Source organism: Streptomyces sp. NPDC008317, assembly GCF_042955955.1.
Lineage (GTDB): Bacteria > Actinomycetota > Actinomycetes > Streptomycetales > Streptomycetaceae > Actinacidiphila.
In genome coordinates this window covers 109,351-131,572 of record NZ_JBIBFQ010000007.1, presented here as the reverse complement: position 1 = coordinate 131,572, position 22,222 = coordinate 109,351, and the positions used below count along the sequence as shown (strand labels likewise).

20 protein-coding genes are annotated in these 22,222 nt (G+C 72.9%); 6 read left to right on the top strand and 14 right to left on the bottom strand.

The features are described 5' to 3' along the window. Positions 1–7: 7 nt before the first annotated feature. The 4 genes from ACFY9V_RS23225 to ACFY9V_RS23210 form a co-directional block, all read right to left on the bottom strand. Positions 8–760, bottom strand: a complete 753-nt coding sequence (locus ACFY9V_RS23225; protein ID WP_391162682.1) for a response regulator — start codon at positions 758–760, stop codon at positions 8–10. Further along, complete coding sequence (locus ACFY9V_RS23220) at positions 757–2,988, bottom strand: histidine kinase (protein WP_391162680.1); 2,232 nt, start codon at positions 2,986–2,988, stop codon at positions 757–759. The genes ACFY9V_RS23225 and ACFY9V_RS23220 overlap by 4 nt, the downstream gene beginning before the upstream one ends. A gap of 227 nt (positions 2,989–3,215) precedes the next feature. Continuing rightward, the gene (locus ACFY9V_RS23215) at positions 3,216–3,422 is read right to left on the bottom strand and encodes a hypothetical protein (protein ID WP_391162679.1); all 207 of its coding nucleotides are present in this window, start codon (positions 3,420–3,422) and stop codon (positions 3,216–3,218) included. Positions 3,423–3,786: 364 nt separating this feature from the next. Beyond that, the gene (locus ACFY9V_RS23210) at positions 3,787–4,428 is read right to left on the bottom strand and encodes a GntR family transcriptional regulator (RefSeq protein WP_355335028.1); all 642 of its coding nucleotides are present in this window, start codon (positions 4,426–4,428) and stop codon (positions 3,787–3,789) included. Between the two features lie 172 nt (positions 4,429–4,600). Here ACFY9V_RS23210 and ACFY9V_RS23205 point away from each other — a divergent pair, with 172 nt between their 5' ends. Then, positions 4,601–5,461 (top strand): MaoC family dehydratase N-terminal domain-containing protein, encoded by an 861-nt coding sequence (locus ACFY9V_RS23205; RefSeq protein ID WP_391162678.1) that lies wholly within the window; start codon positions 4,601–4,603, stop codon positions 5,459–5,461. A gap of 50 nt (positions 5,462–5,511) precedes the next feature. Continuing rightward, positions 5,512–6,387 (top strand): aldolase/citrate lyase family protein, encoded by an 876-nt coding sequence (locus tag ACFY9V_RS23200; RefSeq protein ID WP_391162677.1) that lies wholly within the window; start codon positions 5,512–5,514, stop codon positions 6,385–6,387. Positions 6,388–6,489: 102 nt separating this feature from the next. On the opposite strand, the gene ACFY9V_RS23195 is transcribed toward ACFY9V_RS23200, so the two are convergent. Continuing rightward, positions 6,490–7,257 carry an enoyl-CoA hydratase family protein gene (locus ACFY9V_RS23195; RefSeq protein ID WP_391162676.1) on the bottom strand — a complete coding sequence of 256 codons (768 nt, stop codon included), beginning with the start codon at positions 7,255–7,257 and terminating at the stop codon, positions 6,490–6,492. A gap of 52 nt (positions 7,258–7,309) precedes the next feature. Further along, on the bottom strand, positions 7,310–8,248 hold the full coding sequence (locus tag ACFY9V_RS23190) for a LysR substrate-binding domain-containing protein (RefSeq protein WP_391162675.1): 939 nt from the start codon (positions 8,246–8,248) through the stop codon (positions 7,310–7,312). An 87-nt stretch (positions 8,249–8,335) separates the two neighbouring features. Here ACFY9V_RS23190 and ACFY9V_RS23185 point away from each other — a divergent pair, with 87 nt between their 5' ends. Next, entirely contained in the window at positions 8,336–9,778 is a 1,443-nt protein-coding gene (locus ACFY9V_RS23185; RefSeq protein WP_391162674.1) for an aminotransferase class III-fold pyridoxal phosphate-dependent enzyme, read from the top strand. 123 nt (positions 9,779–9,901) lie between these two features. Here ACFY9V_RS23185 and rpsR read toward each other — a convergent pair whose 3' ends face one another. The 8 genes from rpsR to ACFY9V_RS23145 all read right to left on the bottom strand — a co-directional run bounded on the left by rpsR (position 9,902) and on the right by ACFY9V_RS23145 (position 16,537). Beyond that, positions 9,902–10,165, bottom strand: a complete 264-nt coding sequence (gene rpsR / locus ACFY9V_RS23180; protein WP_391162673.1) for a 30S ribosomal protein S18 — start codon at positions 10,163–10,165, stop codon at positions 9,902–9,904. Positions 10,166–10,224: 59 nt separating this feature from the next. Beyond that, positions 10,225–11,385, bottom strand: coding sequence for a GTP-binding protein (locus tag ACFY9V_RS23175; protein WP_391162672.1), 1,161 nt, complete (start codon positions 11,383–11,385; stop codon positions 10,225–10,227). After that, on the bottom strand, positions 11,382–11,636 hold the full coding sequence (locus ACFY9V_RS23170; protein ID WP_355335009.1) for a type B 50S ribosomal protein L31: 255 nt from the start codon (positions 11,634–11,636) through the stop codon (positions 11,382–11,384). Before ACFY9V_RS23170 ends, ACFY9V_RS23175 begins: the two co-directional genes overlap by 4 nt. A gap of 62 nt (positions 11,637–11,698) precedes the next feature. Continuing rightward, positions 11,699–11,869 (bottom strand): 50S ribosomal protein L32, encoded by a 171-nt coding sequence (gene rpmF, locus ACFY9V_RS23165; protein WP_391162671.1) that lies wholly within the window; start codon positions 11,867–11,869, stop codon positions 11,699–11,701. Positions 11,870–12,042: 173 nt separating this feature from the next. After that, the gene (locus tag ACFY9V_RS23160; protein ID WP_391162670.1) at positions 12,043–12,402 is read right to left on the bottom strand and encodes a hypothetical protein; all 360 of its coding nucleotides are present in this window, start codon (positions 12,400–12,402) and stop codon (positions 12,043–12,045) included. A 526-nt stretch (positions 12,403–12,928) separates the two neighbouring features. Continuing rightward, positions 12,929–13,537: a Fe-Mn family superoxide dismutase gene (locus tag ACFY9V_RS23155; RefSeq protein ID WP_391047834.1), complete on the bottom strand. Its 609-nt coding sequence runs from the start codon at positions 13,535–13,537 to the stop codon at positions 12,929–12,931. 342 nt (positions 13,538–13,879) lie between these two features. Next, a complete protein-coding gene (locus tag ACFY9V_RS23150; RefSeq protein ID WP_391162669.1) occupies positions 13,880–14,659 on the bottom strand; it encodes an FCD domain-containing protein in 780 nt (259 codons plus the stop codon). A 315-nt stretch (positions 14,660–14,974) separates the two neighbouring features. After that, on the bottom strand, positions 14,975–16,537 hold the full coding sequence (locus ACFY9V_RS23145) for an alkaline phosphatase family protein (RefSeq protein WP_391162668.1): 1,563 nt from the start codon (positions 16,535–16,537) through the stop codon (positions 14,975–14,977). Between the two features lie 505 nt (positions 16,538–17,042). Between ACFY9V_RS23145 and ACFY9V_RS23140 the strand changes: the two genes are divergently transcribed. The 3 genes from ACFY9V_RS23140 to ACFY9V_RS23130 are packed head-to-tail and all read left to right on the top strand — an operon-like array spanning position 17,043 to position 22,136. After that, positions 17,043–17,981: an ATP-binding cassette domain-containing protein gene (locus tag ACFY9V_RS23140; protein ID WP_391162667.1), complete on the top strand. Its 939-nt coding sequence runs from the start codon at positions 17,043–17,045 to the stop codon at positions 17,979–17,981. Continuing rightward, the gene (locus ACFY9V_RS23135) at positions 17,978–19,375 is read left to right on the top strand and encodes an ABC transporter permease (protein ID WP_391162666.1); all 1,398 of its coding nucleotides are present in this window, start codon (positions 17,978–17,980) and stop codon (positions 19,373–19,375) included. Before ACFY9V_RS23140 ends, ACFY9V_RS23135 begins: the two co-directional genes overlap by 4 nt. Before the next feature lie 4 nt (positions 19,376–19,379). Further along, positions 19,380–22,136 (top strand): alkaline phosphatase family protein, encoded by a 2,757-nt coding sequence (locus ACFY9V_RS23130; RefSeq protein WP_391162664.1) that lies wholly within the window; start codon positions 19,380–19,382, stop codon positions 22,134–22,136. Positions 22,137–22,222 lie beyond the last annotated feature (86 nt).

The window sequence follows — 22,222 nt, the reverse complement described above, 5'->3', positions numbered from 1 at the left end:
GGAAACGCTATGAGCGCCCCTGGCCGCGTTCCTCCTGCTCAGGGGCCGGATCGACAGGGGGGCGCGACGGCCGGACGGCGGGGACCGACCCCGCCGTCCGGCGGGGTCGGCGTACGCCCGGCCGGATCAGCCCCGACTCGTACGCGGCGATGGTGGCGTGGACGCGGTCGCGTACGCCCAACTTGCCCAGGACGACGGCGACATGGTCCTTGACGGTGGCCGCGCTGATGCCGAGCGCCTCGGCGATCTCCGCGTTCGTCCCGCCGCGCGCCACCTGGACGAGCACCTCGGTCTCCCGGGGCGTGAGCGCGGCCAGCGGCGCCGCGTCGTCGGGACCCGGCGCGGACGTGAAACGGTCGATCAGACGGCGGGTGATGCCGGGGTCCAGCAGGGCGTCCCCCGCGGCGACGACCCGCACCGCGTCGATGACGCGCTCGGGTTCGGCGTCCTTGAGCAGGAACCCCGCGGCCCCGGCCCGCAGCGCGGCGAACACGTACTCGTCCAGGCCGAAGGTCGTCAGCACCAGGACGCGGGTCTGCGGCACGTCGGCGGTGATACGCGCGGCGGCGGCGATGCCGTCGAGCCTCGGCATGCGGATGTCCACCACCGCCACGTCGGGCCGCAGTTCGGCGGCGAGGGCCACGGCGGCCTCCCCGTCGGCGCACTGGCCGACGACGCTCAGATCGGCCTCGGCGTCGAGCACCGCGGCGATACCGGCCCGCACCACGGCCTGGTCGTCCGCGACCGTCACCCGGATCATGCCGGCACCACCTCGGGAAGCCATACGCGGACCGTGCCGTCGCCGGTCGTCGCGAGCGTACCGCCGACGGCGTCGGCCATCGCGTGCAGCCGCCGCAGCGACGGTCCGGCCTGGGGTCGGCGATGGACGACGACCTCGACCCCGTCGGCCGCGTAGTGCACGGTGACCCGCGCCTCGTCGGACATCAGCGCCTCCGCCGACCGGTAGGCGGCGACCTCCATCGCGGCCGGAAGCGACCGCACGCGCCCGGTCAGCCGGGCCGTCGCGCGGTGCCTGGCGGCCAGGGCGGCGATGCCCGCCACCGTGGGCGGCGGTACGTCGTCGTCGGCGTCGAGCGGTTCGCGGACCTCGGTCAGCAGCTCACGCAGCGCCCGCAGGCCGCCGCGCGCCTCGGCCAGCACCTGCGGCAGGTCGTCGGCGTCGGCCGCGGTCACCATGGCCGCCACCGGGCGGCGCGCCGTGGCGCGCAGTTCGGCGGACAGCCGCAGCCGTTCGGCCCGCGCCGCCTCGGCCGCCGCCCGGTTCAGCGCCGCTCGCCGGGCGCTCTCGCTGTCGGCTCCGGTGCGGCGGCGCCCGCAGGACCGGACCCCGCACGCCCAGACGGCCGCCGCGGGCACCGCTGCCAGCGCGCCGAACACCGCCCAGCCCAGCGCGACCCGCCGCACGTCCTCGCTGACCATGGCCAGCCCCGCCACCGCGGCGACGCCGAGCACCGCAGGCCAGGTCCGCCGCGCGCCCGGGGCGGTCGGCGCGCGGGCCGCGACCGAGTACAGCAGCACCAGATCGCCCCACCAGCACCACAGCAGCAAGTCCGTGGTGTGCGGCGCGGTGACGCCCAGCCGGTCGCAACCGAGCCACAGCAGCACCACGGCCGAGGCCGCCAGCAGGCCGCTTCGCGGAGCCGTACGCCGCCGGGCGAGCGGCAGCGCGTGCAGGACGAGCAGGGCGAGGAGCACGATGTGGCCGGTGGCCCCGGCGCCGCCGGGGAAGACGTCGGGGCCGCCGCCGGGCAGCAGACCGGCGCCCAGCGGAACCGCCAGGGCGAGCAGGGCGAGGGCCGCGTCCAGTGCCGCGGGGCCGCGCCGACCGGACCTGAAACGGGCGCTTTCTCGTACGGCGGTCGGCCCGGTCGCCAGCGGCAGCCGCGCGCTGACCCGCCACCCCGTGCCCACCGGGCCCGCCGTCAGCCGCCCGCCGTCGGCCGCGACCGCCTCGGCCAGCGCGGTCAGGCCGCTGCCGCTGCCGAGGTCGGCGACCGCGAGCGTGCCGCCGCTGTCCCGCACATGGACGACGAGGTCGCCGCGTTCGAGGGCCAGCCGCACCTCCACCGTCGCTCCGGCCGCGTACCGGACGGTGTTCGTCAGCGCCTCACGGACGACGCGGAAGGCCAGCGAGGCCGTGGCGGGCTCCACCGCGGGCTCAAGGGCGGCGACCGTGCGGGTGTAGCGGACACCGGGGAAGGCCGCCACCAGGGCGTCGACCTCCTCCAGACGGCGGGGCACCGCGAGCGCGTCGGCCAGCGCGTCGAGTTCGAGGAGCGCCAGCCGCCCCTCGTGGCCCGCGTGCCGGGTGGCCTCCGCCATCAGGTCCTCACGTCCGAGCCGCAGCGCGGCGGCGGCCGACACCGTGACACCCGTCAGCCGGTGCGCCACCACGTCGTGCAACTCGGCCGCGAAACCCCGGCGTTCACCGCGCGCGGTGTGCCGGAGCAGGTCGGGCGCCCGCCGGGCGTACTCCTCCCGCGCGGAACCGAGTGCCCGGCGCCATCGGCGGGACCGGCCCCGTACCCATACGGCCGCCGCGCCCGCACAGGCCAGCAGGGCGCCTGCCGCGACGATCCGCGGCTGCGCGCCATGCCACAGCACGAGGCAGCCGACGGTCAGGGCGGCGAGGAGCGCCCCGAGCGCCGACGCGCCCGCGGTACGGCGCAGGGCCAGTGAGTACAGCGCGACGAGCACCGCCGGAACGGTCACCGGCGCCCAGGCCAGGACCCGCGAGACGTCCGCGCCCACCACGGCGGCGACCGCGGCGGCCAGGGCCGCGGCCGGGGCGTCACGCCGGACCGCCATCGCACCGAAGGCGACCGCGACGGCCGCCGCGGCCAGCGCCGTACGGACCGGACCGGGCGACGCGTCCCGCCCCAGCGCGGCCACAGCCCACCAGAGCGCCTGAAGGACAGCCAGGATCCCCGGCACCAGACGCGCCGAGCGCTCGCGATGCTCTCCCATGGCCCGGAGATTACCGGCCGGGCGACGCCCAGAGCGGAGGGTTCGGGGCCGTACGACGCCATGCGGCGCGGACGCGGGGCGAGCCTTCCGACGATGTCGATCAGGTGCTTGGCACCGCAGCGGTCGCAGATGCCGCCGTCTCGGGTGCGGCTGGGCGGTCGAAGCGAGGGGAAGGGCGTGCGCTCCGGCAGGAAGAGTGCCTGCGCGGGTGATCTCCCTGCCACGCGTCAGAAGAGCGGTGGCTCGCCGCGGGTCCTGCGGCCGACGAGCCGGGAGCGGATGTTGACCCTGCTGCTCGCCCGCGGGCCGCCGCACCGCGCCGGGTCGGTCCGCCACGCGGGCGTGTCCCGGACGACGGCCGCCACGATCGTCAGCGGTCTGATGGCCGGTGTCCGGGCGTCGAGTCCGGCGCGGCGTGCCCCGACGGACTCCACGGGCGGGTCCTCGAACGGCTGGCGGTCAACCCCTCGCCGCCGTGGTCGTCGGCATGAACCACACCTTCGACGTGTCCGGGGCACCTCGGCGAATGGTCCACCGGGAAGATCGCGGGCGAGGGCGCGCCGCTGAATTCGGGGTCCGGCCGCGCGGAGCGGATCGCCGCCGGGTCGGCATCCTTCGACGGCTGCTGAACGACCACGGCCCGCGCCGACGCGGCGCCGCCGTCGCCCGGATCGAGATCGCCCGACCTGGCCGCCGCCCTCAACCGGGTCGACGTGCGCGAGGCCACGGCCCGACGTCCCTGCTCTGTCGGCGGGGAGGAGCTCAACACCGGCTCCCCGCACCGGAGTCGGGCTCGCGTCAGCGGCTCTCGTGGTGCCGGGCCAGCAGTTCGCCCGCGTGCCGGACGTGGTCGGCCATCGCCGTACGGGCCGCGTCCGGATCGTGGTCCGCCAGTGCGGTCAGGATCGCCTCGTGGTCGTGCGCGGACGCCTCCGCCCAGCCGTCGACGCCGGAGAAGAACATCCGGGGCGCGTAACGCGACGCGGTCCGCAGGAACCACAGCAGGCGCGGGGAGCCCGCGGCCCGGTTGATCTCGCGGTGGAAGAAGTGGTTGAGCTGTTCCACCCGCGCGGCGTCACCTGCCCGGTGTGCCGCGACGAGCTCTTCCTGGAGCGCCACGAGCCCGTCCAGCGCCTCCGCGGTGAGGCGACGGCTGGCGAGCGCGGCCAGTTCACCCGAGACGAACGCGTGCACCCGGTAGATGTCCTCGATGTCCGAGCGGGACAGCGGCAGCACGACGAAGCCGCGGTTCGGCTCCAGTTCCACGAATCCCTCGCCGCGCAGCAGACCCATCGCCTCGCGTACCGGCGTGACGCTCAGCCCCAGCCGCTGGGCGAGCGGTTCGAGCCGCAGGAACTCACCCGGCGCGACCCCGCCCGAGACAATCAGATCGCGTACGTACGAGGCGACGTCGTCGGACCTCCGGCGCCCGTCCGTCACCGGCCGCACCCACTCTCTCCGCTGATCCTCTGCCGGGTTCTCCGCCGGTTTCCCCTGCTGGGACGGCGTTCACCCTACATCATGTACGATCTGGAGAAATCATATATGAAAGGCCGGTGGCCATGGCGTCGAGCGTGCGGGTGCGCGGCCCGGTCGTGGGCAGGAGAGGCCGTTGACCGCCCCCGAATTCGAGAAGATCGCCGCCACCTGGCGACCGGAGCCCGCGCAGGTCAGCGGCGCGGTGGAGCGGGGGACCACCGACAAGCTCGCCGCGCTGCTGGACGTACCCGCCCCCGAGGACGGCGCCGAACTGCCGCCGCTCTGGCACGAGGTGCTGCTGCGCGACGCCGTCGGGATCGAGCGGATCGGCGCCGACGGACACCCTAAGGGCGGGGCGCTGCTGCCCCCGCTGGCCGACCGGCGGCGGATGTTCGGCGGCGGCACGGTGGAGGTCGTCGCGCCGCTGCGGGTCGGCGACCGCGTCGACCGCATGAGCCGCGTCGCCGACGTCCGGGTGCGCGAGGGCCGCTCCGGCGTGCTGCTGCTGGTCACCGAGGACCACGTGTGGTCGGTCGCGGGCGAGGACCGGATCAGGGAGCAGCGCGACATCGTCTACCGCCGCGCGGCCGACATCGGACCGCCCACCGCCACCACCGGAGGCGCGGTGTCCCCGGTCACCCCGTCGGCCACCCATGTCCCCGACGAGCGCTACCTGTTCGCGTACAGCGCGCTCACCTACAACCTGCACCGCATCCACTACGACGCCCCGTACGTCCGCGAGGTCGAGCACCACCCCGGCCTCGTCGTCCACGGCCCGCTGCTCGCCCTCTGGTGCGCCGAACACGCCCGGTACCGCCTCGGCGCCGCGCCGACGCACCTCACCTACCGGCTGACCTCGACCGCCTACGTCTGCCAGGAGGTCACCGTCGGCTCGGCCGGGCGGGAGGACGGCGCCCTGTCCATCGAGGCATGGTCACAAGGGCGTTGCTGCGTACGGATGACCGCGCGGGACGCCGCACCCGCCGCCGACTGAACCGGCCGCGCCGTCGCCGCCGGGCACCATCGAAGGAGAGCGGATCAGCCATGGCACCTTCCGAGGACAACGAGAGCGCGGGCCCGTACGGCGGAGGCGACCGTACGGGTGTCGCGGACGCGCTGGGCCGCGCCCGGTCCTTCCTGTTCGTGCCGGGCGACCGGCCCGAACGGTTCGACCGGGCGCTCGCCGGCGGTGCGGACGCGGTCGTGGTCGACCTGGAGGACGCGGTGCCGCCCGACGCGAAGGAGGCCGCGCTGGCCAACGCGACGGCGCTGCTGGGTCGCGCGCCCGGCGTGGTGATCCGCGTCAACGACCCCCGCACGCAGCGTGGTTCGGCGGATCTGGCGGCGCTCGGCGCGGCGGGCGCGCCCGTCGCGGTCGTCGTCCCCAAAGCCGAGGACGCGGCCACGGTCGCGGCGGTCCTGGCCGCCCTGCCGCCCGGCTCCGCCGTGCTCCCGCTGATCGAGACGGCGGTCGGCGTCCTCGACGCCCGGCTGATCGCGGCGGCGCCCGGCGTCGTCCGGCTGGTCTTCGGACACCTCGACCTCTGCGCCCAGTTGGGGCTGCGGCCCGACGACACCGCGCGGCTCGTCCCCGCCAGATTCGCCCTGGTCGCCGCCTCGGCCGCCGCGGGACTGCCCGCTCCCGTGGACGGCGTCTGCACCGAAGTCCGCGACCGGGAAACGGTGTTGGCCCAGGCCCGTGCGTCCCTCGACAGCGGCTTCACCGGCAAGTTGTGCATTCACCCCGCCCAAGTGCCCGCCGTCCACGAGGCCCTCGCCCCCGACCCGGACGAACTCGCCTGGGCCCTGCGGGTCCTCGAACTCACCACGGAGGACGAGGTGAGGCTCGTGGACGGCCACATGGTCGACCGCCCCGTCCACCTGCGTGCCCGCTCGATCGCCGCCCGCGCCGATCGGTGACGTGTCGGCGTGGCGGCGGTCCACGGTGGTCGGCGGCGGAAGCGAAGGTCGGCACCGAGACACCGGCCACGCCCAGGCGGTCCGTGGCCGTACCGCGCGGAGTCACCCGGCGGCGCGCCACCGGGGCGGGCGGCGCTCCATGAACGCGCGGATGCCCTCCTGCGCCTCCTCGCTGGCGAACAGCCGCGCCGACAGGGCGGTGAGGTCGCTCGCGTCCGCGGCGATCCGCCGCCGCCGGTCCGCCGTCAGCAGCTTCTTCGTCTCGGCGGAACCCTGCGGTGAGGTCTCGCGGACGGCGGCGGTGAAGCGGGCGACGGCGGCGTCGATCCCGTCGGCCGGGGCCGCCGAGGTGATCAGGCCGATCTGCGCGGCGCGCGCCGCGTCGAAGGTCTCGCCGGTCAGGTAGTAGTGCGCGCCCGCGCGCGGTTCCATGACGTCCAGCGTGCACAGCGAGATGATCGCGGGCGTGACGCCGATCCGCGCCTCGGTGAAGGCGAAGGACGCGCCCTCGTCGGCCACCGCGATGTCGCACGCGCCGACGATGCCCATCCCACCGGCCCGTACATGCCCGGTGACCCGCGCGATCACCGGCTTGGGCAGCTCCACGATCAGGCCGAGCAGCGAGACGATCGCCTGCGTCGCCGCCGTCATCGAGCCGCCGCCCGCCTCCGACAGGTCGGCGCCCGCGCAGAACGTACGCCCGGTGTGGGTCAGGACGACCGCGCGCACATCGGTGTCAGCGCCCGAGGACTCCAGGGCCTCGGTCAGCTCCGCGACCAGTCGGGAGGAGAGCGCGTTGCGGTTGTGCGGCGAGTCGAGAGTGATCGTCGCGACCTGGTCGCGTACGACGTGACGGACGAGCTGCGTCATGGAGGACACCTCGGGTTGGCGGCGGTCGACGGTCCCTGCGGTCGGGACGATGCTAGGGCGTGTCCGGTGGCCCGGCCACGGAGCCGGGGAGGGGCAGGGGGAGGTCCGTGATCTGGCGCAGGGCGTCGAGGACGACGTGGACGGCCGCGCGGGGCGGGGAGCCGCGGCGGATCGCGGCGGTGATGGTACGGGACACGGGGGTCGCGAGCTCGCGGGTGGCGACGCGGTAGCGGCTGTGGGCCACGGTCAGGCCGGGGAGGAGGGTGATGGAGAGCCCGGCCTCGACGTGCTGGAGGGTCATCATGTAGTTGCTGAAGCGGCAGACCACGCGCGGTTCGAACTGGGCCTGGCGGCACAGCCGCAGGGCCAGCCCGGCCATGTACGACTGCGGCATGTCCAAGGACCACGGCTCGTCCGCGTACGCCGCGAGGTCCGCGGCGCCGCGTCCCGCCGCGGGGTGCTCCGGCGGTACGACCAGCAGGATCGGGTCCCTGGCCAGCGGGACGAGGTCGAGGTCGGGGCCCAGGGGCAGCTCGTCGAAGTCGGTGGTGGTGATGATGACGTCCGCGTCGCCGCCGCGCAGCGCGGGCATGCTCTCGTGCGGCTCCAGTTGCAGCAACTCGATGTCGAGGCGCGGGTGTTCACGGGCCAGTCGGGTCACGACCGGCACGGCCATGGTGTGGATCGCGCTCTGGAACGCGCCCAGGCGTACGAGTCCGGCGGGCTCCTCGCCGAAGCCGTGCAGCTCCGCCTCGACGCTGTCCATGTGGTCGAGGACGGCGCGCGCCCGCCGGGCGAGGATCAGCCCGGCCGAGGTCAGCCGCACCCGGCGTCCGGTGCGTTCCAGAAGCTGCGTACGGGTCTCGGTCTCCAGCACGGCGAGCTGCTGCGACACGCTCGACGGGCTCAGGCTGGCGGCCTGGGCCACGGCCCGGATGGTGCCGAGCGTGTCGAGCTGGGTGAGCAGCCGCAGCCGCCAGGGATTCATCATGGGGCCATTCTTGTGCGGATCTACCGAACAGGACAGCTGGAAATGTGCGATGGACGTGTCGCTCGCGGGCCGCCTACCGTCGAGGCCATGGCTGCTTCCCGCACTGGCACCCCCACGTCCACTACCGGCGCCTCAACCGGCACCTCCACGGGCGCTTCCACCGGTACGACCGCGGGCACGACCCCCGGCGTGATCACCGGCCCCGCGGCCGTCCCGTCCGCCCCGCCGTCCGCCGAGAGCTTCTGGGCCGACGCCGAACGGCATCTCGTGCGCTACGGACCCGAGTTCACCCCCGAGATCATCGAACGCGCCGCCGGAAGCTTCGTGTACACCGCCGACGGCCGGAAGATCCTGGACTTCACCTCCGGCCAGATGAGCGCGATCCTCGGGCACTCGCACCCGGCGATCGTCGCGACCGTCCGGCGGCAGATCGCGGACCTCGACCACCTCTACAGCGGCATGCTCAGCCGGCCGGTCGTCGACCTCGCCCGGCGGCTGTCCGACACCCTGCCCGCGCCCCTGGACAAGGTGCTGCTGCTGACGACCGGCGCCGAGTCCAACGAGGCCGCGATCCGGATGGCGAAACTCGTCACCGGCAAGCACGAGATCGTCTCCTTCGCCCGCTCCTGGCACGGCATGACGCAGGCGGCGGCGTCCGCCACGTACAGCGCGGGCCGCAAGGGGTACGGGCCGGCCGCGCCCGGCAACTTCGCCATCCCCGTACCGAACGCGTACCGGCCCGACTTCACCACGCCCGACGGCGCGCTCGACTGGCGCCGCCAACTCGACTTCGCCTTCGACCTGATCGACGCGCAGTCCACCGGCAGCCTGGCCGCGTGCCTGGTCGAGCCGATCCTCAGCTCGGGCGGTGTCATCGAGCCGCCGCCCGGCTACTTCGCGGCCCTGCGCGACAAGTGCCGCGAGCGCGGGATGCTGTTGATCCTGGACGAGGCCCAGACCGGTCTGTGCCGCACCGGGACCTGGTACGCGTTCGAGCGCGACGGCATCGTCCCCGACATCCTCACCCTGTCCAAGACGCTCGGCGCGGGACTGCCGTTGGCGGCCGTCGTGACCAGCGCCGCGATCGAACAGGAGGCGTACGACCGCGGGTTCCTGTTCTTCACCACGCACGCCGCCGACCCGCTCGTGGCGGCCGTCGGCAACACCGTCCTCGACGTCCTGATCGCCGACAGGCTCGACGAACGCGCCCGCGCGCTCGGCGCGTTCCTCCGCGAGGGCCTGGCGGAGATCGCCGAACACCACGCTGTGGTCGGCGACATCAGGGGCCGTGGCCTGCTGACCGGACTCGAACTCGTCGTCGACCGCGACACGAAGCAGAGCTCCGACGAGCTGGGCGCACGCGTCACCCGCCGCTGCCTCGAACTCGGCCTGCACATGAACATCGTCCAACTCCCCGGCATGGGCGGGGTCTTCCGCATCGCCCCGCCCCTGACCGCCACCGAGGACGAACTCTCCCTGGGCCTGGCCGTCCTCGACCAGGCGATCGGCGACGCGTCCGCCACGCTCTGAGCCGCCCTCACGCTCTGAGCCGCCCTCACGGCCTGAGCCGCCCTCACGCTCTGGACCAGCGCCATGCTCTGGACCACGCCCCCCGCTCCGAACGACCGCCGCGCGAGCGGCTCGTGCGGCGGTCTAGCGCGGGGAAGCGCTCCCCTTCGGCGGAGTCGAGGCGTGGGGGAGCAGCGCCATCTCACGGGCGTTCTTGACGGCCTTGGGGATCTGGCGCTGCTGCCGCGCGCTGATCCGGGTGACGCGGCGGCTGCGGATCTTGCCCCGGTCGGAGATGAACCTGCGCAGCAGATCGGTGTCCTTGTAGTCGATGTACTCGATCTTCGCCGCGTCCAGCGGGTTGGGCCGGGGCGTGGGGGCCTTGCGGGGATCGGGTCGGCGGGGCATGGGCGGCACTTCCTCGGTCGGTTCGGGTCCCGGCCGCTCCGGCCGGGGGAAAGGGCGGATCAGGACAGCGGGGAGAGCAGTTCGTCGAAGGCGGCCGGGAGGGTCCGCCATCCGGCGCGGCCCGCCGCGTACTCGGCGTCCGTCAACAGGCAGGAGTCCAGGAGGTCTTCGAGTCCCGACCGGTCGAGGCCGGGGGAGGTGAAGACCAGATGCTGGCAGCGGTCGCCGTGCTCCGGGTCCCAGTCGAGGGACGCGGCGGCCGTACGGACCGGGGACTCCAGCTCCCAGGCCGCGTCCGGCAGCGACGCCAGCCACGGGCCGACGCTCTCCACGCACAGTGCGCCACCGGCCGCGTCCCACGCCAGGAGCGTGTCGGGCCGGTCCGCGAGCCAGAAGCGGCCACGGCTGCGGGCGGCGGCGCAGGCCAGATCCTCCAGTGCCGCGTACAACCGGCCGGGGTGGAAGGGGCGGCGCCTGCGCCAGACCAGGGTGCCGACCCCGGCCTCCTCCGCTTCCTGCGGCAGCCGTGAGCAGGCGGGGTGCTGCGCGGCGGCGGCGCCTGCGACGTCGAAACCGGCGAAGGCCATCCTGGCCAGCTCGGTGGTGCCCGCCGCCACCTGCCGCGCTGTCGGGTGGAGTTGACGCAGCAGGGCGCGCTCCTCGTCGGTCGGCTCCTCGTCCTGGACGACCACCAGCACCGGCGGGTACTCCAACTGGCGGGCCCAGGTGTCGCCGACGGTGCGCCGGTCCTGCGGCGCCACCGCGAGGCCCGCGTCGCCGAGGTCGTCGCCGTTGGCCAGGCAGGGCAGGACGAGAGCGGGGTCGACCGCCGTCATGACACCGGCCAACTCCAGGAAGCCGGAGCCCAGTTCGGCGATGATCTCGGCCATCCCCTGCGGCTCGACGGAGTCCCACAGCTCCACCACCGCGAGCCGCGTCAGACCGCTCGCGGCCAGCCGCTCCAGCTCCGGCACCAGGTCCTCGCGCAGAGCGCAGCACGCGCAGTCGTTGACCAGCGGTGTCTCGCCCTCGGACACGAGGCCGTCCGCGTCGTGCACCGTACGGTGCACGACACCGCGTTCCGCGGCCCGCGACAGGTCGTGGTGCAGGGCGACGCTGTCGGGGACCATCGACAGCAACTGCCCGACGACCGTGCGGCGCGCGTCGCCGTGCATACCGGCCACCACGACGACCGGCAGCCGGTCGTACCCCCGCGTCATCGCGGACCCCGCCGCGCGTACCGGCGCTCGAAGCGCTCGACGCGGCCCGCGGTGTCCAGGACGCGGGCGGTGCCGGTGTAGAAGGGGTGGCTCCGCGAGGAGATCTCCACGTCGATGACGGGGTAGGTCCTGCCGTCCTCCCACACCACCGTCGTGTCGCTGGTGGCGGTGGAGCGGGTGAGGAAGGCGAAGTCGGCGGCCTTGTCGCGGAAGACGACCGGGCCGTACGGGGGATGGATGTCGGGCTTCATGGAGGTGTCCTCGTGGTGAGTCGTCGGCTGCGGGGTCCGGTTTCTCCGGCCGCGGTGTCGGGTCAGCGCGCGGGGTCGAGCAGGCCGCGCTCGTAGGCCCTGGCGAGCCGCCGGGGGACCGCGTACGCGACGCCGTCGATGGTGACGGTGACCAACCGTGGTGCGACGGCCTTCCATTGGGCGCGCCGGTGCCGGGTGTTGCCGCGAGACATCTTGCGTTTGGGAACGGCCATGACGGTCCTCCGTGAGGTGGGCGGACGGGCGAGCCACCACACTATATGGAGATGGATATCGTTTTCAATAAGAGGTGCGTGGACGGGCGCGATCCCGGACACGCCGGTGCGCCGGGACCCTGTGCGCGGGTCCCGGCGCACCGGTCGAGCGGTTCGGACGTGGCCAGGCGCGGTCAGGCCGGTTGGGCGTAGCGGCGGCGGGCGAAGTACCTGACGACCGGTTCGACCTCGCCGGGCCCGCGCAGGCGGCGCACCGCCACCAGGGTGTACGTCTCATGGCCGTCGACCACGTGGGTGCGCGGCAGGGCGAACCTCTCTCCGGGGACCGGCCAGACCAGCAGCCACAGGTGCCTTTCCGAGGTGTACGGGCGCGGACCGACGGTGACCGCGGCGATCTGGTCCCAGCGAAAGACGAGGTCGGTGGCGCCGAAGTCCCGCATCGCGATGCCCTCGGGGCCGATCCGCAGGCGCAGCGGACGCAGCCACCGCAAGAAGAGCCAACCGCTGCCGTACAGACCGCTGAGCCCGGCCAACGGCCCGAGGGCGACGGCCTGTTGGACGCCCCCGACGGGTCCGCCGGTCCGTAGCGCAGCCCGACCCCTTCGATCTCACCCCAGCCCAGCCGGTGCTCATCGAGGGTGATCCCGTACTCGTCCACCCGCAGCCGGAACGGCCGACTCGCCCTCCGCGGCGACCGCGCACCCGCGAGGACGGACAACACCGCCAGGAGCGGGGCGATATGCGCCGTCTGCCGGGAATCGCCGCGCGCGAGCACCGCCCATACGACGGCGCCGACCGCCGCCGGTGCCCCCCACCCCACCCGGCGTCTGCCGCTGCGGCGAAGCCGCCCGCTCCTGGTGAACTCCACCGTGCCGCCCCCCTGTTGCCGTCCCTCGGCGCGTCCGTCGCGACGCGTCAGGGGAGACGACGGGACCGCGCGCGGCAGTTCCTGGCCGCGCGGGAACGGTGGGGGAGTGACAGGGAAGCGGCCGGGGGCACCGCCGTGGTCGGCGGTGCCCCTGCGGCGTACGGCGTCCGGTGTGCGGCGTGCTACGAGGGTCAGGCGCCGGTGGCCTTGGCGTAACGGGCGCTGACGTCGGTCCAGTTGACGAGGTCCCAGAGCTTGGTGACGTAGTCGGGGCGGACGTTCTTGTACTGGAGGTAGTAGGCGTGCTCCCAGGCGTCGAAGACCAGCAGCGGGGTGGCGCCGTGGCCGACGTTGCCGTGGTGGTCGTAGACCTGTTCCACGATCAGCCGCTTGCCGAGCGGCTCCCAGGCCAGGACGCCCCAGCCGGAGCCCTGGACGGACGCGGTGGCGGCGGTGAGGTGCTTCTTGAACGCCTCGAATCCGCCGAGGTGCTCCTCGATGGCGGTGGCCAGCGCGCCGTCGGGGCGGTCGCCGCCGTCGGGGGACAGATTCTCCCAGAAGATCGAGTGCAGGACGTGGCCGGAGAGGTTGAAGGCGAAGGTCTTCTCCAGGCCCACGAGCCGGGCCGGGGCGAGCTGTTCCTTCTCGCGGGCCTCGGCGATCTGCTCCAGCGTGTCGTTGGCGCCCTTGACGTAGGCGGCGTGGTGCTTGGCGTGGTGCAGCTCCAGGATTTCGCCGGTGATGGCCGGTTCCAGAGCGGAGTAGTCGTACGGCATGTCAGGAAGCGCGTAGGTGCCCATCAGGCACGGCCCCTTTCGACAGAGTGAGAATACGTGCCGCGACCCACCCTATGACCTTATTGCGAGAGAGTTGCAATAGCGGCACAGGTGCAGCAGCATGGTGTCGGGCGGGGTCGGCCCGACAGCATCCCGGGAGAGTCGCTTCCTCGACGCTGATCGTCTTTCCAACCGGCAACCCGCCGGCCCGCCGGTCCCGCCCGCCGACGTACTGCTGTGCCCGCCGCCCGCGCTCCGATGCCGCCGACCTGGGCGGGCGGGGGGGGGCCGGGAACGCCGGAGCCCCCTTCGGCGCGGATCTCCGCGTCGAAGGGGGCTCGGCCACGCGTGCCGGAAGCCGGCCTCCTACTGCTTCTTGCGCCGCCCCGCCGCCTTGGGTTCGTCCAGGCAGAGCCGCTCCGCGGTCCTGCTCAGGTGCTCGCGCATGATTCGCTGCCCGGTCTCCACGTCGTCCGCCCGGATGGCCGCGATGATCGCCCGGTGCTCCTCCATGCCGCGCTTGCCCCTCTCGGGCGCTGTCCGCTGCGCGGTCGCCGGTGATATCAACTGCGGCCCGTGGAAGGAGTGGATCAGCATCTCGAACGCGGTGTTGTGCGTGCTCGCCGCCAGCCGCGTATGGAATTCGGCGGACAGCGACACGTCGTAGTCGCCGCCCGCGACCGCCTCCTCCTGCCGGTCGCAGATCGCCTGGAGCGCGGCGATGTCCTCGTCGTCCGCGGTCGCGCACAGCAGCGGCATGATGCCGACCTCCAGGACCAGCCGGACCTGGGTCACATCGGCCGCCGACACCGAGGAGAGCGTGAGCAGATCGGTGATGCTCGCCCCGATCCGGTCACTGGTCGGCGTGGTGACGAACGCCCCGCCGTGCGCGCCCACCCGGATCTCGACCAGTCCGCCCGCCTCGAGCACCCGCAGCGCCTCGCGCACGGTCACCCGGCTGACCCCGAACCGCTCGCACATCTCGCGTTCCGGAGGGAGCCGGTCGCCCGGCGTCAACTTGCCCTCATGGATGAGCGAGCGCACCTGGTCGACGATCAGCGCGGAGATCCGGCGGTCGTTCACGGGGCTGAGGAGCCGGCCGGACTGACCGTCCTCGGTCCTCGCTGTCGGACGGCGAGCGGCCATAAGGGTTCCTTCCCTAGACGCGGACGACCCCATAGTAACTGATTAAGGTATGACCAATAGGCCCTGGTCGGGGCCCGGCGCGTGCTCCCCCGTGAGGTCGGCCTCCGGGCCTTACCGACTCCGTGTGCCCCGGTATTGAGCCTTTCCCGCCTCCCGGCGCGCGGATGTTCTCCCGGTGTGTTCGATCGCGCCGCCCGGCCCCCTCCCCGGTCTCCTGGCGATGGCGGGCGCCCTGCCGCCGGCCTGGGCGCTGACGGCCTGCGCGGGCGACGCGGCCCGTTCACAGCCCGAGATGGACCCGCCGCACCCGGCGGGTCAGCGCGGGGGAGGGAAGGACTGGGTGGCGCCCGGTCGCGCGGGCATGGGCTGGGTGGAGGCCGCGGTCTGGGCGGCGAGGTGGGCGGCCGTCGTGGCGGGGGCGAATTCCGGGCTGGTCGGAGCGGGTTTGCGGTCCTGGAGGCGGAGGGCGCCGGTGAAGTCGCCGAAGGTGCGGCGGCGCCACTTGCTGATCGGGGTGAAGGTCACCGGACCGTGGCCGGACAGGCCGCCCGCCGCGGTGATGGTCTCGATGAACCGAAGCGCCGAGGTGTGATCGGAGACCTCGGAGAAGATCCGGCCGCCCACGGTCCAGGGGGAGACGATGACGCACGGCACGCGGAAGCCCGCGCCGACCGGCAGCCCCCCGCCCGGAGTGCCCTTCGGCGACGTCAGGTGGACGAACTCCTCCGGGTACGTACGGGGGTTGGGGACGGGCGGCGGGACGTGGTCGAAGAAGCCGTCGTTCTCGTCGTAGTTCAGGACGAAGACGGTCGAGTTCCACAGCTCCTCGTTGGAGGCCAGCGCCTCCAGCTTGGACGCCAGGTACTGCGCGCCGGCCGCCGGGAGATTCGGCGGGTGCTCGTCGGCCTCGCTCGGCATGTAGAGCCAGGACACGTCCGCGAGGACGCCGTTGGCGCAGTCCTCCTCGAAACCGAGCGCCGGGTCGGACGCCGGGGACGGGTGGGTGGGATCGCCGACCCGTCCCGGTGTGCCGTCGCCGTAGAGCGTGCCGCCGGTCATGACGGCGTTGTGGAGGGCGACGGGCAGGGTCGCCTTGTTCTTGAAGCTGGCGAACCAGGCGAAGACGTTGAACCCGCTGGTCGCCCCGGAGAAGTACGTCTTGACGCTGTACCCCGCGTCGTGGAGGATCTCCGCCGCCGACGGGTGGGTCATCGGGTTCGGCGTGACCGTCTCCAGCACGGGGCCGCCGAATTTGCCCTCCGGGTCATTGGTGCCGGACATCCACACCAGCCGGTTCGGGTCGGTCGGGCCCAGAACGGAGCAGTGGTAGTTGTCCAGCAGCGTGAAGGACTCGGCGAGCGCCCAGTGGAACGGGATGTCCTCGCGGGTGAAGTAGCCCATCGTGTACGCGCCGTTGACCTCGCCGTCCGAGGCGATGTGCGCGGACAGCCAGCCGTCCATCGCGCCCTGGTTCCACGAGGCGTGCTGGTCGCGCCAGTCGTGGGAGAGCGACGGGATCGCGGCGGCGCCGGTGCTGAGCGTGGACATGTGGAACGGTTCGAGGTACCCGTCGGGGTTGGCCGGATCGGGTTGCCGGAAGACCGAGTCGCCGTTGGGCAGCTTGATCGCCGTCTTGTCGTTGAAGCCGCGGGCACCGGGAAAGGCGCCGAAGTAGTGGTCGAACGACCGGTTCTCCATCATCACGTACACGACGTGCTTGATCTGGGACAGGTCCCCCTCGGCCGGCCCCGCGGTCGCGGCCCGCGCGAGGTTCTCGGGCAGCACGCCCGCCACTCCGGCGGCACCCGCCAGCGCGGCGGCGCTGGCGACGAAGCGGCGCCGGGAGATCCCCGAGCGGCCTGAAGCGGTGTTGCTCATCGTCTGTCTTCTCTCCGTCTCGTGGGACCCGGTCAGGACTTCTGCGGGGCGGGACCGCGCGGGGCGGCGCCGCGACCGCGCGGAGCCGTCGGCCCCGCCGCGCCACCGGACCGGGCGACACCGAGCACCTGGGCGACCGCGCTGTTGCGTGTGTCGGCGAGGTACAGCAGGTCCGAGGACCGGTCGACCGGAGGTCGCCGCGCCGCCGTCGCCGGAGAACGCGCCGAGGCCGTCGTCCGCCTTGTCGGCAGTATGGTCGCCCGCCACGGTCGTGATGGTCCTGGTCCGCGCGTCGACCCGGCGGATCACGTTGTTGGCCGAGTCCGCGATGTAGTCGCGGAAGGCGCCGTCGCGGTCGTCGGCGCGGCGGCGTGCGGCGGCTCGGGGCGGGGCACGCGTGCACCGCGAGCGGGTCTCCTGTCGTTCTTCCAGCGTTCAACTCGTAGTCCATGACGGCGCATTGTGCTGTCCCTAGGGTCCCTGAGGGCTGTGAAAGAAGGGACTCATGGACACTCTCCTTGCTGTCCGGGCTCGTGGGATCACCAAGTGCTTCGGTGACGTCGTCGCCCTCGACGGCGTGGATCTGGATGTCGCGCAGGGGCGGATCCACGGCCTGGTCGGACCGAACGGCGCAGGCAAGACCACGTTGTTGGGCCTGCTCCTGGGCCTGGCCGTCGCCGACGCCGGGCACCTCGACATCCTGGGCACGCCGATCGGCCGGCTGCTCGCCGCTCCCGAGGGGGTGGCCGGATTCGTGGACGGGCCGGGGCTGTACCCCTCGCTCACCGCCCGGCAGAATCTGGCCGCGCTGGCCGCCCTGCGCGGACGCGCCGCGCGGACGGCGGGGATCGACGACGTACTCGACCAGGTCGGCCTCACCGACGTCGCCGACGACAAGGCGCGCGGGTTCTCCCTCGGCATGCGGCAGCGCCTCGGACTCGCCGCGGCCCTGCTCACCACACCCCGGCTGCTCGTCCTCGACGAACCGTCCAACGGCCTCGACCCGGCGGGGAAGAAGCACGTCCACGGTGTCCTCACCCGGCTCGCCGCCGAGGGCGCCGCCGTCGTGCTCTCCAGCCACCGCATGGACGACCTCGAAGCGCTGTGCTCCGACGTCACCATCCTCGCCACCGGAAGGACCGTCTTCTCCGGCCCGCTGGGCAAGCTGGCCGCCGAGAGCCGCGAACTCGACTACCGGCTGCTGACCTCGGACCAGCGGGCCGCCAGCCGGCTGGCCCATGACACGGCCGGTGTGCGTGTCGTGGACGAGGCCGCGACATGGCGCGGCGCCGACGTCCTCGTCGTCCGCGCGCCGACGCCGGCCCTGGACGACCTGGTGGCGCGGATCGTCCGTGACGGCGTCGCCGTACGAGAGGTGGGCCCGGTGCAATCGCCCCTCGAAGCCGCGTTCCTCGCCCTCACCGAGCAGGAGGCGGCCCGATGACCGCGACCGTGTCCGCGACCGACCGCCCGGCTGACGGCCATGACGCCCATGACGCCCACGACGACGGGGCCGGAGTCCGCCGCGTCTCGGTGGCCCGCGCCTACCGCTTCGAACTGGTCAAGCTGGTGTCGCAGTGGCGCATCCGCCTGCTGGTGCTCGCCTGCTGGATCGCGCCCGCGCTCTTCGTCGCCGCGGTGAGCCAGCAGAGCACGCTCCCCTCCGACACCCTCTTCGGCCGCTGGATGCATGCCACGGGGTGGGCCGGATCGCTGGTGGTGCTCGGCTTCTCCGGCACCTGGGCGCTCCCGCTGCTCACCTCGCTGGTCGCCGGGGACGTCTTCGCCTCCGAGGACCGGCTCGGCACCTGGCGGCACCTGCTGGTGGCGGTCAGGTCGCCCGGGCGGATCTTCGCCGCGAAGGCACTGGCCAGCCTCACCGTCATCCTGCTGCTCGTGGCCGGGCTGGCCGCCTCCGGCGTGGTCGGCGGGCTGCTGTCGGTCGGCAACCACCCGCTGGTCGGCCTCGACGGGCACCTGCTGGCGCCTTCCGACGCCGCGCGGGACGTCCTCCTCGCCTGGGCCTGTGTCGTCGCGCCGACCCTCGCCCTGGCCGCGATCGGACTCCTCGGGTCGATCGCGCTGGGACGGTCCCCGATGGGTCTGCTCCTGCCCGCGCTCGTCGCGCTCGCGATGCAGCTCGCCCAGATGCTGCCGCTGCCCGTCGCCCTGCGCCTGGCCCTGCCCGGCTACGCCTTCCTCTCGTGGAACGGTCTGTTCACCAGTCCGGGACAGCTCGAACCGCTGCTGATCGGCATCGCGGTGAGCGTGGTGTGGGCCGTGGTCGCGACGGGACTCGCGTGTCTGCTCTTCCTGCGCCGCGATTTCACCGACCTCACCTCCGACGGCTCGGGGCGCCGTGCCGTCACCGCCGGACTCCTGCCGCTGACCGGCCTGTTGGCCGCGACCTTCGCGGTCATCGCCGTGGCGACCCCGTCGACGGGCTCCGGAATCGACCAGGACAAGATCCAGCGGTCGGTGGCCACCGCGTTCGCCCACCTCTACCGCGTCCAGGCCGGCGACCTGAACCGCCCCGACGTGACGGAGGAGCACCTGCGCGTCACCGCGGCGTGCAACAGAGGCGGGGGCCAGGTCGCCGCCGAGGGTCCGGGCAACGACTGGCGCTGCGTCGTCACCTGGCATCTCCCCGACGTCACGGCCGCGGGGACGGCTGTCTACCAGCTCGACGTCACCGCGGACGGGCGGTTCGTGGCCGACGGCGACGGGCCGAAGGAAGTCAACGGCTACTTCCTCGTGCGCACCCCCGTCGGGGACGCGCCGAACCCGCTCTGGCAGTTCGACGGCAACGTCGAACTGCTCCACTCCTCGAAGGGATGACTCCATGCAGGTAGCTCGCCGCCGAAGGCGTACCGAGAAACCGGAGTTCAGCATTTTCGGCAAACGCGTCGGACGCCGGGCGGTCCTGGTGACGTCGGGCGTCAGCGCCCTCGCCCTCGCCGCCACCGGCACCGCGTTCGCCCAGACGCACCAGTTCGGCACCGAGCAGGTCGGGCAGACCACCGACCGGGGCCAGGTCATCTCCAGCGACCAGTACATCGCCCCGTACGGCGAGCGCCTCGTCGTCAACAACGGCAAGATCATGTCGTCCACCGTCAGCCCGGACGGCACCCACCTGGCGGCCGCGGTCACCGACGGCGGGATGGCGCTGTCCGTCGTGGACCTGAAGAGCTGGAAGGTGCAGCAGCTCATCGGCAACTCCGCCGCGGCCGATCTGCGGATCAGCGGCAATGACGTGGGACAGGAAAGCCCCGCGTACTCGCCCGACGGCTCGCAGTTGTGGCTCGGCCAGACCGACGGATACACCAAGTTCACCGTGAACGCGGACGGCAGCCTCGCCCACCCGACGGCCGTCAAGATCCCCGCCGACGGTCCCCGGCACGCGCTGGCGAGCGCGGCGGTCTTCTCGCCCGACGGCGCCACCGTGTACAGCGTGGTCAACGGCCAGAACCGCGTGGTCGCCATCAACGCCGCGACCGGATTCGTCCAGCGGAGCTGGCCCGTCGGCAACGCCCCGCGCGGCATCGCCCGGGTCGGCGACAAGCTGTACGTCAGCAACGAGGGCGGACGTCCGGCGCGTCCCGGCGAGACCACCATCAACTCGTACAACACCCAGGTGGCCGCCGACCCGGTGACCGCCGCCACCACGACCGGCACGGTCAGTGTCATCAACCTGGCCAAGCCCGACGCCGCGCCGGCCAGCATCACCGTCGGGCTGCACCCGACCGCGGTCTACGCCAAGAAGGGAGCGGTGTTCGTCACCAACACCGCGACCAACGACGTGTCGGTGATCAGGACGGCCAACGACAAGGTCGTGCAGACCATCGCCACCCGGCCGTGGCCCGAGGCGTCGGTGGGCTACGAACCCGACGCCGTGACCCTCACCGACGACGGGCACCTCCTGGTGACGCTCGGCCGCGCCAACGCCGTCGCCGTCTACCGCTACACGACCCCGCAGGAGCCGGTCAGTTACGTCGGACTGCTCCCGACGGACTACTTCCCCGCCGAGATCGCGACCGTCGGCAAGCAGGTGGTCGTCTCCAACACCCGTGGCGTGGACGCCCGTCGGCCCACCACCGCCGCCGGGCACGGCACCCACGACACCACGTCGAGCGTGCAGCACTTCACGCTGCCGAACGACCGTGTCATCGCGTCCCAGACGGCCAAGGTCTTCCGGCAGAACGGCTGGACCAACGGCTCGCTCAAGGAGGCCGCGTCCAAGGGCCACGCGAAGCCGGTGCCGGTCCCCGCGCGGCTCGGCGACCCCTCGACGATCAAGCACGTCTTCCTGATCGTCAAGGAGAACCGGACCTACGACCAGATCCTCGGCGACCTCCCGCAGGGCGACGGCGACCCGGCGCTGACCCAGTTCGGCGAGAACGTGACACCCAACCAGCACGCGCTGGCACGCCAGTTCGGGCTGTACGACAACACGTACGACATCGGCACCAACTCCGCCGAGGGCCACAACTGGCTGATGCAGGCGGACAATCCGGAGTACACCGAGTCCTCCGCCGGTGAGTACCTGCGCAGTTACGACACCGAGGACGACGCGCTCGGCCACCAGCGAAGCGGATTCCTGTGGACCGGCGCGCAGGCGGCGGGGAAATCGGTGCGGGACTTCGGCGAGTTCCAGCAGTTCCTGGCCAAACCCGCCGACGCGAGCTGGCAGAACCTGTACTGCGACGCCAAGACCATGGACGCCACCGGGAAGGACACCGCCTACCCGCTGGACTCCTCCTCGCCGATCCCGTCGCTCAACGCCGTGTCCGTGCCGGGCTTCCCGAAGTTCGACACCAGCGTCCCCGACGTCTACCGGTACCAGATCTGGAAGCAGGACTTCGAGAAGAACGGTCCGGCGAACCTGAACATGTTCTGGCTCTCCAGCGACCACACCGGCGGTCCCGCGAGCCCGGCCGCGCAGGTCGCCGACAACGACCTCGCGGTCGGCAAGATGGTCGACGAGATCTCGCACAGCCGGTACTGGAAGGACTCCGCCATCTTCGTGGTCGAGGACGACTCCCAGGCCGGTCTCGACCACATCGACGGCCACCGCGCCCCGATCCAGATCATCAGCCCGTACGCCCGGCACGGCGTCGTCGACAACCACTACTACTCGCAGATCACGATGATCCGCACCATCGAGCAGATCCTCGGGGTCCACCCGATGAACCAGAAGGACACGGCGGCCAGCCCGATGACCGCGGCCTTCACCAAGAAGCCCGACCTCGCGCCGTTCAACGCGCTGGCCAATCGCACCTCGCTTACCGACGGTCTGTCCACCCCGCCCTCCTGCGGCGTCGACACCCCGGCGGCGCAGGACCCCAACGCGGCGGCGGTGCCGGCGGCGGCGGTCCCGGCTGCCGAGAAGCGGCTCGCGGACCAGTGGGACACCTGGAAGTCCCAGCAGCGCCTGACCGGCCCCAACGCCGTGCCCGACTACGCCAACCCGGCGCAGATGAACCACCTCACCTGGTACCAGACGCACAACTGGACCAAGCCGTACCCCGGCGAGGCCAGGATCTTCGCGCCGGACGACGTACCGGGCGCGTACATCCCGTCGTCGGAGAACGACGGCTGACGGTCCGAGCCGGATCGATCGCGAGAGGGCCCCTGGCCGGTGTCACCGCCGCCCAGGGGCTCTCCAGTCGTCCTGCCGTCTTCCCG

Bases quoted from the DNA above. Each gene is read 5' to 3' on its own strand.
- ACFY9V_RS23225 (WP_391162682.1), bottom strand. From the start codon at position 760: ATGATCCGGGTGACGGTCGCGGACGACCAGGCCGTGGTGCGGGCCGGT.
- ACFY9V_RS23220 (WP_391162680.1), bottom strand. From the start codon at position 2,988: ATGGGAGAGCATCGCGAGCGCTCGGCGCGTCTGGTGCCGGGGATCCTG.
- ACFY9V_RS23200 (WP_391162677.1), top strand. From the start codon at position 5,512: ATGGCACCTTCCGAGGACAACGAGAGCGCGGGCCCGTACGGCGGAGGC.
- ACFY9V_RS23195 (WP_391162676.1), bottom strand. From the start codon at position 7,257: ATGACGCAGCTCGTCCGTCACGTCGTACGCGACCAGGTCGCGACGATC.
- ACFY9V_RS23190 (WP_391162675.1), bottom strand. From the start codon at position 8,248: ATGATGAATCCCTGGCGGCTGCGGCTGCTCACCCAGCTCGACACGCTC.
- ACFY9V_RS23185 (WP_391162674.1), top strand. From the start codon at position 8,336: ATGGCTGCTTCCCGCACTGGCACCCCCACGTCCACTACCGGCGCCTCA.
- rpsR (WP_391162673.1), bottom strand. From the start codon at position 10,165: ATGCCCCGCCGACCCGATCCCCGCAAGGCCCCCACGCCCCGGCCCAAC.
- ACFY9V_RS23175 (WP_391162672.1), bottom strand. From the start codon at position 11,385: ATGACGCGGGGGTACGACCGGCTGCCGGTCGTCGTGGTGGCCGGTATG.
- ACFY9V_RS23170 (WP_355335009.1), bottom strand. From the start codon at position 11,636: ATGAAGCCCGACATCCATCCCCCGTACGGCCCGGTCGTCTTCCGCGAC.
- rpmF (WP_391162671.1), bottom strand. From the start codon at position 11,869: ATGGCCGTTCCCAAACGCAAGATGTCTCGCGGCAACACCCGGCACCGG.
- ACFY9V_RS23155 (WP_391047834.1), bottom strand. From the start codon at position 13,537: ATGGGCACCTACGCGCTTCCTGACATGCCGTACGACTACTCCGCTCTG.
- ACFY9V_RS23150 (WP_391162669.1), bottom strand. From the start codon at position 14,659: ATGGCCGCTCGCCGTCCGACAGCGAGGACCGAGGACGGTCAGTCCGGC.
- ACFY9V_RS23145 (WP_391162668.1), bottom strand. From the start codon at position 16,537: ATGAGCAACACCGCTTCAGGCCGCTCGGGGATCTCCCGGCGCCGCTTC.
- ACFY9V_RS23140 (WP_391162667.1), top strand. From the start codon at position 17,043: ATGGACACTCTCCTTGCTGTCCGGGCTCGTGGGATCACCAAGTGCTTC.
- ACFY9V_RS23135 (WP_391162666.1), top strand. From the start codon at position 17,978: ATGACCGCGACCGTGTCCGCGACCGACCGCCCGGCTGACGGCCATGAC.
- ACFY9V_RS23130 (WP_391162664.1), top strand. From the start codon at position 19,380: ATGCAGGTAGCTCGCCGCCGAAGGCGTACCGAGAAACCGGAGTTCAGC.